Source organism: Bosea sp. ANAM02 (assembly GCF_011764485.1).
GTDB lineage: Bacteria > Pseudomonadota > Alphaproteobacteria > Rhizobiales > Beijerinckiaceae > Allobosea.
On sequence record NZ_AP022848.1, the window covers coordinates 3037891 to 3050827 of the forward strand.

At 67.3% G+C, this 12937-nt stretch carries 11 protein-coding genes; 1 reads left to right on the top strand and 10 read right to left on the bottom strand.

Annotation, left to right across the window (positions count from 1 at the left end; all coding sequences use genetic code 11):
• Nucleotides 1-53 precede the first annotated feature (53 nt).
• The 3 genes from OCUBac02_RS14595 to OCUBac02_RS14605 form a co-directional block, all read right to left on the bottom strand.
• Nucleotides 54-2402, bottom strand: coding sequence for a molybdopterin-dependent oxidoreductase (locus OCUBac02_RS14595; protein ID WP_173046581.1), 2349 nt, complete (start codon nt 2400-2402; stop codon nt 54-56).
• A gap of 174 nt (nt 2403-2576) precedes the next feature.
• Nucleotides 2577-3590 carry an amino acid ABC transporter substrate-binding protein gene (locus tag OCUBac02_RS14600; RefSeq protein WP_173046583.1) on the bottom strand — a complete coding sequence of 338 codons (1014 nt, stop codon included), beginning with the start codon at nt 3588-3590 and terminating at the stop codon, nt 2577-2579.
• 103 nt (nt 3591-3693) lie between these two features.
• Nucleotides 3694-4878, bottom strand: coding sequence for a MalY/PatB family protein (locus OCUBac02_RS14605; protein WP_173046585.1), 1185 nt, complete (start codon nt 4876-4878; stop codon nt 3694-3696).
• Between the two features lie 302 nt (nt 4879-5180).
• Here OCUBac02_RS14605 and OCUBac02_RS14610 point away from each other — a divergent pair, with 302 nt between their 5' ends.
• Entirely contained in the window at nt 5181-6368 is a 1188-nt protein-coding gene (locus OCUBac02_RS14610; protein ID WP_173046587.1) for an amidohydrolase, read from the top strand.
• Between the two features lie 90 nt (nt 6369-6458).
• On the opposite strand, the gene OCUBac02_RS14615 is transcribed toward OCUBac02_RS14610, so the two are convergent.
• From OCUBac02_RS14615 to OCUBac02_RS14645, 7 genes are all read right to left on the bottom strand, one after another.
• Nucleotides 6459-8090 (bottom strand): MFS transporter, encoded by a 1632-nt coding sequence (locus OCUBac02_RS14615; RefSeq protein ID WP_173046589.1) that lies wholly within the window; start codon nt 8088-8090, stop codon nt 6459-6461.
• On the bottom strand, nt 8090-8509 hold the full coding sequence (locus OCUBac02_RS14620) for a DoxX family protein (RefSeq protein WP_173046590.1): 420 nt from the start codon (nt 8507-8509) through the stop codon (nt 8090-8092). The genes OCUBac02_RS14615 and OCUBac02_RS14620 overlap by 1 nt, the downstream gene beginning before the upstream one ends.
• Before the next feature lie 2 nt (nt 8510-8511).
• Entirely contained in the window at nt 8512-10509 is a 1998-nt protein-coding gene (locus tag OCUBac02_RS14625) for an amidohydrolase (RefSeq protein ID WP_465247723.1), read from the bottom strand.
• Nucleotides 10509-10778, bottom strand: a complete 270-nt coding sequence (locus OCUBac02_RS14630; RefSeq protein WP_173046592.1) for a XapX domain-containing protein — start codon at nt 10776-10778, stop codon at nt 10509-10511. The genes OCUBac02_RS14625 and OCUBac02_RS14630 overlap by 1 nt, the downstream gene beginning before the upstream one ends.
• Before the next feature lie 61 nt (nt 10779-10839).
• Entirely contained in the window at nt 10840-11676 is an 837-nt protein-coding gene (locus OCUBac02_RS14635; RefSeq protein ID WP_173046594.1) for an alpha/beta fold hydrolase, read from the bottom strand.
• 2 nt (nt 11677-11678) lie between these two features.
• A complete protein-coding gene (locus OCUBac02_RS14640; RefSeq protein ID WP_173046596.1) occupies nt 11679-12332 on the bottom strand; it encodes a hydrolase in 654 nt (217 codons plus the stop codon).
• A 130-nt stretch (nt 12333-12462) separates the two neighbouring features.
• Complete coding sequence (locus OCUBac02_RS14645; RefSeq protein ID WP_173046597.1) at nt 12463-12897, bottom strand: response regulator transcription factor; 435 nt, start codon at nt 12895-12897, stop codon at nt 12463-12465.
• Nucleotides 12898-12937 lie beyond the last annotated feature (40 nt).

Genomic DNA, 12937 nt, shown 5'->3' on the forward strand with positions numbered 1-12937 from the left:
GCTCGCGCGATCCACCGCCGGTTTCCTCGGCAGCGGATCACGAATGTTCAAGCTTACTCAGCGGCTTGGGCGGAGCGCGAACCCGGCGGATCGAAGGCCTGGATCGGCGGCAGGTTGCCGTCGAAGCGCGCGACCTGCACCGTCGTGAGCTGGCCGGTGCAGCCCTGCGCCAGCGCCGAGGTGCCGATATCCCGCGTCAGCACGTTCGGATTGCCGTGCACGCAGAGCGGTTTGTCCTCGCTCGGATCGGCGGGATCGTACCAGGCGCCGGTGGGCAACTGGATCACGCCCTTGCGGATGCCGTCGGTGACATGCACGGCCGCGAGGCAGGCGCCGCGCTCGTTCGAAAGCCGGATGATGTCGCCATCGGCGATGCCGCGCAGCGCCGCATCGTCCGGGTGCATATGCGCGACCTCGCGCCCGCGATGCTTGGCGTCGCTGCTATGGCCGCCGAAATCGAACTGGCTGTGCAGCCGGGTGCGGGGCTGGTTGGCCACGAGCACATAAGGATTGGTCTCGTCCGGCACGTTGCTGGCGCCGAGCCAGGTCGGGTGGCCGGGGCAGTCCGCCTCGCCGAAGCCGGCGATGGTCTCCGAGAAGATTTCGAGCTTGCCGGATGGCGTCGGCAGGGGCGCGCCATCGGGATCGGCGCGGAAGGCGCGCAGCTTGCCGCCATCGTCCGGCTGCTGCGGCAGGTCGAAGCCCTCGCCCGCCCAGAACTCGGCGAAGCTCGGTGCCGGCAGGCCTTTCGCGGCCAGCGCCGTGCGGGTCGGCTCGTAGAGATGCTCCAGCCATTGCCGGGCGGTGCGGCCCTCGGTGAAGGCCGCGCCCGTGCCGAGGCGCTCGGCCAGATCGGCGAAGATCGCGTAATCGTCGCGGGCCTCGCCATAGGGTGCGACCACCGGATGCATCGGCACCAGCAGCGGGTCGTTGGGATTGCCGCCGATATCCTCGCGCTCCAGGGTCATCGTGCAGGGCAGCACGATATCGGCGTGGCGGGCCGTCGCGGTCCAGGCGAGCTCATGCACGACCAGCGTGTCGATGCGGGCAAAGGCCTGGCGCAGGCGGTTCAGGTCCTGATGGTGGTGGAACGGATTGCCGCCGGCCCAGTAGACCAGCTTGATCTCGGGATAGATCCGGGTCTGGCCGTTATAACGATAGGTCGTGCCCGGATTCAGCAGCATGTCGGCGATGCGCGCGACCGGGATGTAATCGCTGATCGGGTTCCTGCCCTGCGAGAAGGTCGGCATCGGCACGGCATTGTAGCGCCGGCCGTAATAGGCGATGGCGCCAAGGCCGTAGCCATAGCCGCCGCCGGGCAGGCCGATCTGGCCGAGCGCGGCTGCGAGCACCATGCCCATCCAGACCGGCTGCTCGCCATGGGTGGCGCGCTGCAGGGCGTGTGCCACGACGATGAGCGCGCGCTTGCCGTGCAGGCGCTTCGCCAGCGCGACGATCTCCTGCGCCGACAGGCCGGCAATCGGGGCGGCCCAGGCCGCGTCCTTGGATTGGCCATCGGTCTCGCCAAGCAGATAGCGCTCGAAGACCGGCCAGCCGACCGTGTAGCGGTCGAGGAAGGCGCGGTCGTGCAAACCGTTGACGACGAGGGTATGGACCAGAGCCATCATCAGCGCGGTGTCGCTGCCCGGTTTGTTGGCGATCCAGTCGGCACGGGCTCCGGCCGGCAGGTCGCTGCGCAGCGGGCTCGCCAGCACGAATTCGCAGCCGCGCGCCTGCGCCCGCTCCATCGCGCCGCGCTCGACATGGCGGCTGGTGCCGCCGCCGGCGACCATGCTGTTCTTCAAGGCCATGCCGCCGAAGGCGAGCACGATCTCGCTGTGATCGGCGATCTGCTCCCAGGAGACGTTGCGTTTCACCAGATCCTCGTAGTCGCCGATGATATGCGGCACGAGGACGGAGGAGGCCCCCGAGGAATAGCTGTTGACCGACTTCACATAGCCGCCGGTCGAGGTGTTGAGGAAGCGGTGGATCTGGCTCTGCGCGTGGTGGAAGCGCCCGGCGCTGGCCCAGCCATAGGAGCCGCCGAAGATCGCGCCGGGGCCGAAGCCATCGCGCACGCGGCGCAGTTCGCCGGCGAGCCTGTCGAGCACCGCCGACCAGGACATCGGCACGTATTCGTCACGGCCGCGGCGGTCGTCAGGGCCGGGACCGTTCTCCAACCAGCCGCGCCGGACCATGGGCTGAACTATGCGGGCGCGATGGCGCAGGGCCGCCGGGAAATTCTGAATGATCTCGTTGGGATCGGGGTCGCCCTCATGCGGACGGACCTCAAGCTGGCCTTCCTTCATACGGGCCGAGAACACGCCCCAATGCGAGGTATGCGGGCGGAACGCCTCGCTTTCGGTCACAGCACCGCTTGCCGGAACGACTGGAGACGCCATCACCTTCACCTTTCTGACTTGAACAGCCCTTCCTCATTCCGCTTGTCCGCTGCCGATCGCAAGGGGTTTTCGCGGAATGCGGACAAGCGCCGCACGCTTGGCCGCATGCAGAAGGGCCCGGCCGCTCTCCGCAGCCGGGCCCTTCCCTATCCCGTCAGAACGGGCGAGCGGCGATCAGCGGATCGGTGGAGCGTATTGCAGGCCGCCATTGGTCCAGAGAGCATTCTGGCCGCGCGCGATCTTGAGCAGCGACTTCTCGCCGAGGTTGCGCTCGAACATCTCGCCGTAGTTACCGGTGGCCTTGATGGCGTTATAGGCCCAGTCGTTCTTGAGGCCGAGCGCCTCGCCGAAGGTGCCTTCCTTGCCGAGCAGGCGCTTGATCTCGGGATTGTCCGACTTCTCGCGCATCTCGTCGACATTCGCCTGGGTCACGCCAAGCTCCTCAGCCGTGATCTGCGCGAAATGGACCCAGGTGACGATATCAAACCACTGGTCGTCGCCATGGCGGGTGACGTAGCCGAGCGGCTCCTTCGAGATCGTCTCGGGCAGGACGATGTGCTCGTCCGGGGCCTTGAAGCGCATGCGCTCGGAATAGAGGCCCGACGCGTCCGTGGTGAAGGCGTCGCAGCGGCCGCTCTGATAGGCCTCGGTCGCCTCGTTGTTGGTGGCGAAGGTCACCGGCTCGAACTTCATGTTGTTCTTGCGGAAATAATCCGCGGTGTTGAGCTCGGTCGTAGTGCCCTGCTGGATGCAGATCGAGGCGCCGCTGAGCTCCTTCGCCGACTTGATGCCGAGCGACTTCTTCACCATGAAGCCCTGGCCGTCATAGTAGTAGATCGGCCGGAAGTTCTGGCCGAGCGTCGTGTCGCGGCTCATGGTCCAGGTCGTGGTGGCGACGATGAGATCGGTCTCGCCCGCCTGGAGCGCCGTGATCCTGTCCTTCGACAGCAGTTGGACGAACTTCACCTTGGACTTGTCGCCGAAGACGGCCGCAGCCAGCGCCCGGCAATAATCGGCATTGATGCCGGTCAGCACGCCGTTGGCGTCGGGCACGGCGAATCCGGCCAGATTGGCACCGGTGCCGCAGTTCAGGACACCGCGCGACTGGATCGTCTTCAGGGTCTGCGCTTCGGCCGACACCGAAACGGCGCAAACGGCGGCAGCGGCAAGCGCCAAGGTCAACTTCATTGTTTCATCCCCAGGTGACAGTAGTGCTCACGATGTTCCACGCGGCCCGGCTCCCGTCAATCGGCAGCACGAGCCTGTCCTTCCCAAAGGTCGCCGTCGCCGCCTATTGCAGGTCGGCGAAGGCGCGCTTCAGGCGTTCCACCGCCTCCGAGACGACATCGCGCGGCGTCGCCAGATTGAAGCGCAGGAAGCTCTCGCCACCCTTGCCGAAGGTCGGGCCGTGATTGACGGCGATCCTCGCCTGCTTCTCGACGCGCGCGGTGAACTCGGCCGGGTCCATCCCCGTCCCCGAGAAATCCGCCCAGGCGAGATAGGTCGATTCCAGCGGCATCGAGCGCACGCCCGGAATGGAATCGATGCCGGCATCGAAGATGCGGCGGTTGCCGTCGAGATAGAGGTTGAGCGCATCGACCCAGGCCGCGCCCTCGGGGCTGTAGGCGGCCGTCGCCATCGCCATGCCGAAGGAATTCGGGGAGATGCCGAGCGCCTCCATGCGCCCGCGGAACAGCGCCCGCAGCCGCTCGTCGGGAATGATGACGTTGCCGATATGGGCGCCGGCGATGTTGAAGGTCTTCGTCGTCGCCGTCATCATCACCAGACGGTCCATGATCTCGGGCGCCGCGACCGGCATCACCATGTGCTTGTGGCCGGGCATGACGAGGTCGTGATGGATCTCGTCCGAGACCAGGATGAGGTCGTGGCGCTTGCAGAAATCGGCGATCGCCCGCAATTCGTCGCGCGTCCAGACCCGCCCGCCGGGATTATGCGGCGAGCAGAGGATGAACATGCGCTCCTTGCCGGTCATCGCGGCATCCCAGGCGGGGATGTCGAGCACGTAGCGGCCCTCCTCGCGCGCCAGCGGGCATTCGACGACATGCCGGCCGGACGCCGCGACGATGCGCGCGAAGGCATGATAGACCGGCGTCATCAGCACGACGCCGTCACCGGGTCTGGTATAGGCCTCGACGCAGAGCGCAGTACCGTTCACCAGGCCATGGGTGGTGAAGACCGAGGCCGGCTCGACCTCCCAGCCGTGCCGGTTCGCCATCCACCAGCGGATCGCGGCGAGATAGGCACGATCATCGCCGAAATAGCCGTAGATGCCATGGGCGGTCATGGCTTCGAGAGCGTTCTGCACGCAGGAAGGCGGGCGGAAATCCATATCCGCCACCCACATCGCGATGCCGCCATCGGCCGGCACGCCATAGACGGTCTCCATCTTGTCCCATTTGGCCGAATGGGTGCCGCGGCGATCGATCCGCTCGTCGAAATTGGTAGAAAGTTGCATGGGACCCTGCCGGCTAACACGGAGAATATCCTTCCCCTAGCAGGTCTCCCGGGAGAACGCAGCCACTGCCGAGCGCAATGCCGGGGCACGACCGGCGCATTCGTAGCTGGCCCCAAGGCAACCGGCCGCGCGCGGGCTCATCCATGCCAGGTCGACCTTGAACGGGAAAACGGAGACCGCCATTGCGCGCGAAGAAAAGGACATTGATCGATTTGGAGCGCCCCTCGGCCGCCTGCAGTGGATAAAGTGCGTGCCGCAGCATCCGCAACCACGGCCGCCCGCCCGGTCAATCAGGAACCTCGATGTCCGACCTGCTCGTCACCAATGTCCGCCCCGACGCGAAGACCACGTCCGACATCCTGATCCGTAACGGCAGGATCGCCGCGGTCGCGCCGAACCTGCCGCGCAAACCCGGACTGCCGGTCCATGACGGCGGCGGCGCGATCGCCATCGCCCCCTTCGTCGAGCCGCATGTGCATCTCGACAAGATCCTCTGGGGCCTGCCCTGGCACGGCATCAGCGTCCCCCGCACCCTGCGGGAGATGATCGACAACGAGGTCGAGATCCGCAGGACCCTGCCGTGGGGAGTGCTGGAGCGCGCCGGCAATCTGATGCGCCAATGCATCGCGATGGGCTCGACGCATATCCGCAGCCATGTCGACATCTCGACCGCGTACAAGCTGGACAATCTGCACGGGGTCCTGAAGGCCTGGGAGAAGACGAAGCATGCCGTCGGGCTGGAGCTCGTCGCCTTCCCGCAGACCGGCATGATGATCGATCCCGGCACGGCCGATCTGATGGAAGCGGCGCTCGGCGAGGGCGCCTCGGTGATCGGCGGCATCGATCCGGGCGGCATCGACGGCGATCCGAAGGGCCATCTCGACACGATCTTCGACATCGCCAGCCGCAAGGGCGCCAAGATCGATATCCACCTGCACGAGGCTGGCGACCTCGGCCTGTTCGAGATGGGCCTGATCGTCGAGCGGACCAGGGCGCTCGGCATGCAGGGTCGCGTCGTCGTCAGCCACGCGTTCTGCCTGGGCGATCCCCAGCGCGACAAGGTCGAGCGCATGATCGACGGCGTGGTCGAGGCGCGCATCGGCATCATCTCGTCGGTTCCCGGCGCGAACGTGTTTCCGCCGATGTTCGAGCTGGCACGGCGCGGCGTGAAATGCGCCGTCGCCTCGGATTCGCTGCGCGACACCTGGAACCCGCACGGCAATGGCGACATGCTGGAGCGCTGCTGGCTGCTGGCCTACCGGACCGGCAGCCGGACCGACGACAGGCTGATCGAATGCCTGGGCATGGGCACCAGCCGCGGCGCCGAGCTGCTCGACCTGCAGGGCCATGGCCTGGAGATCGGCTGCGAGGGCAGCCTCGTCCTCATCGCCGGCGAAAACCTGGCCCAGATCGTGGTCGACCGGCCCCAACGCGCGCTGGTGGTGAAGAACGGCCGCATCGTCGCCCGCAACGGCCAATGGGTCGACTGAAGGCCTTATGGGAGCCCCATGCGGGATCGACACGATCGGTCCCGCGCGCTGGCCGGTATGTTCCGGCCAGCGCGATCCTGCGCATCCGCCTCAGCGCTTCGTTGCTTCGCCGGAATCGCCGAGCCTCCCCGGCGCATCGACATGCAGGAAATGCCGTACGACCGGCCCTTCCGCCCCGGCATGAAACCGCCGCACGCTATCCTGAAGGTCGGCATCGGCCTTCGATACGCGGCGATGCTGGCGCAGATGCTCGGCCCAGGACGAGACCATGAACCATTCGACCAGCTTGTCCGGATCGGCGGTGTCCTCGGTGATGCCCCAGCCATAGGCGCCGTCGCGGCGGCGCTCGACCGAGAGCGCGTTGATCGCGCGCAGGAAGGCCTCGCGATCGGCCTGCGGGACGTTGTACTCGATCAGGACCAGGACCGGGCCGCGGTCATGGGCGATCTCAGCCGCGACGAGCGGCTCCGGCCAATGGTTGGAGGGCGCGAGATCGGCCTCGCCGGCAGGGAGCTTGACCCGATGCATGACGAGACCGGCAACCAGCAGCGCGGCCGCGCCGATCAGGAGGGTGCCGCGGATGCCGACCGCTTCCGCGACCGTTCCCCAACCGAGACTGCCGGCGGTCATCGCGCCGTTGAACACGGTGAGATAGACGGCCAGCGCCCGCCCGCGCACCCAGTTCGGCAAGATCGCCTGCGCCACGCCGTTGAGTGTCGTCAGCGCGACGATCCAGGCCGCGCCGAGCAGCAGCAGGATGACGATCGCCAGCCATTGCGGCGGCGCCAGCGTCAGCGCCGCCATCACGGCGGCAGCGACCACGGCCGCAAGCAGCAGCAACCCGTCGGAGTCGAGCCGGATGCGCAGGCGTGGCAGCAGCACGGCGCCGCCGATCGCACCCGCGCCGACAGCGCCGAGCAGGACGCCGTAGAAGCTGGCGCTGCCGCCGAGCAGGTTGCGTGCCACCAGCGGCAGCAGGGCCCAGACCGCGCTGGCGCAGGCGAAGAAGATCGCGGCGCGCAGCAGAACGACATGCAATTCGCGGCTGGCCTTTGCGTAACGCAGGCCGGCACGGAAAGCCCCGGCGAAGCGCTCGCTCAGCGCATCGTCGGCACCGGGCGGGCGGCGCCACCAGAGCAGGGCGGCGATGACGATGACGTAGCTCGCGACATCGGCGCCATAGGTTAAGCCGGCGCCGAAGGCGGCAAGGATCAGCCCGCCCAGGGCCGGGCCGATGGCGCGCGAGATGTTGATGCCGAGCGAGTTCAATGCGACGGCGCTCTTGAGGTCGGCCTTGCCGACGAGCTCGGGCACGATCGCCTGCCAGGTCGGCGCCATCAGCGCTGCGCCGACACCGCCGAGGAAGGTGAGGCCGACGAGCGCAGGCACGCTGAGCTGGCCGAGGCTCGCCAGCGCCATCAGCGAGAGACTGACGCAGCCGAGCAGGATCTGGATGGCGATCAGGAAGCGGCGGCGGTCGAGGATGTCGGAGAGCACGCCGGCGGGAATCGCCAGCAGGAAGATCGGCAGCGTCGCCGCCGCCTGTACCAGAGCGACGGCGGCCGGCGCGCCGGAGAGGTCCGCGACCAGCCAGGCGCTGGCGACATCGCGCATGAACGAGCCGATATTGCCGATGATCGTCGCCGCCCAGAGCACGGCGAAGAGCTTCTGGCGCAGTGGCGCGAAGCCGGAGGATGGCGCCGGCGGCGTGACGGCGCTCATCACGCGTCTCCCTTGCGCCGCGACAGATCATCGAGCGCGACCAGGATGAAGCCGCCGACCAGGCCGAGATGCTCGAAGAACCCGTTCATCGCCATGGTCCTCCCCTGCCCGGCCGGAAGCTCCCAGAAGCGGATGGCGACGAGCGTCGCGGCCAGCGTGAATCCGGCGAGCGCCAGCGCTGCAAGCCATCGCCAGCGGCCGGTCAGGATCATCGCGGCGGCGGTGAGTTCGAAGATGATCACGCCGACCGCGAAGAGCGGCGCCGGCGTCAGGCCGAAATGGCTCATCTCGGCGAGCGCACCGGGGAAGTCGAAGATCTTGGTCAGCGGCCCCTGGATGTAGGCGGCGCAGAGCAGGAGCAGCGCGAACCAGCGCAGAGGGCCTGTCTTCGGCGTGGAGAGATGGCCGTCGCCCGCCATGCTCAGACCGCCCAGCAGGCGCAGCCGAGTGCGCCCCAGAAGCTGCGCAGGTCGGCGACCGGCAGCTTGCTCGACCAGGCGCCGGCATGGTCGTGGCCGTGGACGTTGCAGGAACTGGCGCAGCCGCAATTGTTCAGCGCCGCGCGGCGCAGCGCGTTCTTGCCGGCGCCGTCCGGCTCGCCCCAGGCGCCATAGCCCTTGAAAGTCCGCACTGGCGACCAATCGGGCATCGCCGGCGGCGGCGCGCTTTCGTCGGAGCTGGCGAAATCGCGGGCGCCATAGACGACCTTGCCGCCGACGATGGTGAGGTCGGCACTGATGAACGAGATCTCGTCCTCCGGGCAGGCGAAGTAATCGCGGTCCGGGACAATCAGATCAGCGAACTGGCCGACCGCGATCCGGCCCTTCTTGCCCTCCTCGTTCGAGAACCAGGTGACGTTCTCCGTCCACATCCGCAAAGCGGTCTCGCGGTCGAGGCAGTTGCGCTGCGGCGTGATGCGCAGGCCGCCGACGGTCTTGCCGGTGACGAGCCACGACAGCGAGACCCAGGGATTGTAGGAGGCGACGCGGGTGGCGTCGGTTCCGGCCGAGGTCCTGACGCCCTTCTCCAGCATCCGCGCCACCGGCGGCGTCGCCTCGGCGGCGGCCGCGCCATAGCGCTCGACGAAATATTCGCCCTGATAGGCCATGCGGTGCTGCACGGCGACGCCGCCGCCGAGCGCGGCAATGCGGTCGATCGAGCGTTCCGAGATCGTCTCGGCATGGTCGAAGAACCAGTTCAGGCCCTTGAGGGGAATATCCTTGTCGATGGTCTCGAAGACGTCGAGCGCCCGCGAGATCGTCTCGTCATAGGTCGCGTGCAGGCGCCACGGCCAGCGGTTCTCGGCGAGGATGCGCACGACGCCCTCGAGATCGCCCTCCATCTCAGGGGGCATGTCGGGCCGCGGCTCGCGGAAATCCTCGAAATCGGCGGCGGAGAAGACCAGCATCTCGCCCGCGCCGTTATGGCGGAAATAATCGCTGCCCTGCTTGTACCTGGAGGTCTTCGTCCAGTTGAGGAAGTCGTCCTTCTCCTGCTTCGGCTTCTGCGTGAACAGGTTGTAGGCGAGGCGGATAGTGAGCTGATTGTCGTCGGCGAGCTTCTGGATGACGGCGTAGTCGTCCGGGTAGTTCTGGAAGCCGCCGCCGGCATCGATCGCGCCGGTGACGCCGAGCCGGTTGAGCTCGCGCATGAAGTGCCGGGTCGAGTTGACCTGATAATCGAAGGGGAGCTTCGGCCCCTTGGCCAGCGTCGCATAGAGAATATTGGCGTTCGGCCGCGCCAGCAGGAGACCGGTCGGATTGCCGTTGGCGTCGCGGGTGATCTCGCCGCCGGGCGGCTGCGGCGTGTCCTTCGTATAGCCGACGGCGCGCAACGCCGCGGCGTTGAGCAGGGCACGGTCGTAGAGATGCAGGATGAAGACCGGGGTGTCGGGCGCGACGGCGTTGAGCTCGTCTATCGTCGGCAGGCGCTTCTCGGCGAACTGGTGCTCGGTGAAGCCGCCGACGACGCGCACCCATTGCGGCGGCGGCGTCACCGCGACCTGGCGCTTGAGCATATTCATCGCATCGGTGAGCGAGCGCACGCCGTCCCAGCGCAGCTCCATGTTGAAGTTCAGCCCGCCGCGGATGATGTGGAGATGGTTGTCGATCAGGCCCGGCAGCGCGCTGCGGCCCTTGAGGTCGATCACCTTGGTGTCCGGGCCGGCATGGGTCATCGCCTCGGCCTCGCTGCCGACGGCCAGGAAGATGCCGTCCGCCACCGCAACCGCGCTCGCGGTCGGGTTCGAGCGGTCGAGCGTCGTGAAGCGGCCGTTGCGGAGAATGAGATCGGCGATCATTTGGCGGACTCCTTGACCGGTCGTTTGCTGGCCGGGCGCTTGGGCGTCGGCGCTGCCGAGCAGGCCTGTCAGAGCGCCGGCTGCGGCGCCGAAGGTGGTCTGGCGGCGCGTCGGGCTCATCAGGCCTGTTCCTTGTTCTTATCGTCGGTGGGCTGGCGTGCCGGCAGCGCGCCGAAGACATGCTCGCCGCATTCGCGCTGCAGCCAGCCGAGGCTGAGGCTCTGGCCCGAAACCAGCCTCTTGGCGATCGGCACGATCTGCTCGCCGGCGAGGATGCCGAGCAGGCCGACCAGCGCGATCACCGGCGGAGCCGGCGAGCGCACGTTCATGAGGCTGTAGAGGACACCGACCACCAGCCCGGCGCCAAGCGACAACAGATAGAGCTTCATCGCATTCCCCACGGCTGCGACCGGGGCGACGGGACCGCCCCGGAGCGGCTATCGGCCGGGCTCAAGCCTTCACGAAGGCGAGCAGATCGGCGTTGAGGACTTCGGCATGGGTGGTCAGCATGCCGTGCGGATAGCCCGAATAGACCTTGAGCGTGCCGTTCTTCAGGTGCTTGATCGATTCATGCGCGGAGGCGCCGATCGGCACGATCTGGTCGTCATCGCCATGAGCGACGAGCGTCGGCACAGCGATCGCCTTGAGGTCGCCGGTCTGGTCGGTCTCGGAGAAGGCCTTGATGCCGTCGTAATGGGCCTTGGCGCTGCCCATCATGCCCTGGCGCCACCAGTTCCGGATCACGCCCTCGTCGATCTTCGCACCCGGCCGGTTGTAGCCGTAGAACGGACCGGTCGGGACATCGAGGAAGAACTGCGCCCGGTTGTCGGCGAGCGCCTTGCGGAAACCGTCGAAGACCTCGATCGGCAGGCCATCGGGATTGCCCGCGGTCTTGACCATTAATGGCGGCACGGCCGAGACCAGCACCGCCTTGGCGACGCGCCCCTGCGGCTCGCCGTGCCTCGCGACATAGCGCGCGACCTGACCACCCCCGGTCGAATGGCCGATATGGACCGCGTTCCTGAGGTCGAGATGCTCGACCACGGCCGAGGCGTCGGCGGCGTAATGGTCCATGTCGTGCCCGTCCCACACCTGGGCCGAGCGGCCATGGCCGCGCCGGTCGCTGGCGACGACGCGATAGCCCTTGTGCAGGAAGAACAGCATCTGGGCGTCCCAGTCGTCGCTGCTCAGCGGCCAGCCGTGATGGAACATGATCGGCTGGGCGTCCTTCGGCCCCCAGTCCTTGTAGAAGATCTCGACGCCGTCTTTCGTCGTGACGAATGGCATGGTCAGTGTCCTTCCTGAGCGCCGAACATGGTCTTCGCGTAGATGATGCCGAGCCCGTAGGCGCCGCCGAAATTCTTCGCGATTCCCGTGGTCAGGTCGTAGGTTGCGGTGCGAGCCCAGTCGCGCTGGAGCTCGAGCAGATACTGCAACGAAGTCATCGGCCGCGCACCGGCCTGGATCATGCGTTCCATGGCGCGCTGATGCGCCTCGTCGGAGACGTCGCCGCAGGCATCGGCAATAACGTAGACTTCAAAACCCTGGTCGATCGCCGAAAGCGCCGGGCCGACGATGCAGACGCTGGTCCACAAACCCGCGAGCACGACGCGGCCCTTGCCGATCTCGTTGACGCGGGCGATGACGGCCGCGTCCTCCCAGGTGTTCATCGAGGTGCGGTCGAGCATCTTCTGGCCGGGGAAGGCACGGCCGATCTCCTCGAACATCGGGCCGGAGAAGCTCTTCTCGGCCACGGTGGTCAGGATGGTCGAGGCGCCGAAGCCGGCCGCCGCATGGGCGACCAACGCCGCATTGTTGCGGAGCTGCACGGCATCGATCGACTTGGTCGCGAAAGCCATCTGCGACTGGAAATCGATCATGATCAGCGTGTGGTCCTGCGGCGTCAGCAGGAGCTTGCCTGGAGCGGCCTTGGCGGTCGGCATGTCATATCCCCCAGATGCGAACGGTTCGGAGAGGGCTCGGCCGGTCGGATCCCCGGACCCTTCGAGAGTGATGTCGCGATCCGAAGCCCCGTGACGCGAAGTGGTACGCAATGCGCTCCTGTCGGAGCAATTATCCGGAGGTGTCGGGCAGCTCCTGCCCAGGGATAGGGTGACGTCGACGAGCGTCGCCCGCGGGGAGATCGGCAGGTCCGATCCCGAGGCAGGCGAGCAGAGCCTCGGGATCGCAAGGCTTGGCCAGATAGCCGTCGATGCCGCTGCGGCGGGCGTGGCGCTCCGTGGTCTGGTCGGGATAGGCCGTGATCAGGATGGTTCGCAGGGCAGCCGAGCGCGCCTTCGCTTCGAGGCAGAGTTCGAGCCCGCCCATGCCCGGCATGCGATGATCGGCGATGACGGCGAAAGCGGTCCGGAGCGCGCCCGAAGCCAGGAGATCGGCACCGATGGCGAAGGCGCGGGCCCCGAAACCCATCGCCTCGACCAAAGCCACCATGGCGGCGCGGGCGGAGGCATCGTCGTCGACAATGGCGATCAGCGGAAGCCCGGCCATCCGAACCGACCCCTTGGGGCATCTGGTCCGGCCATCCTGC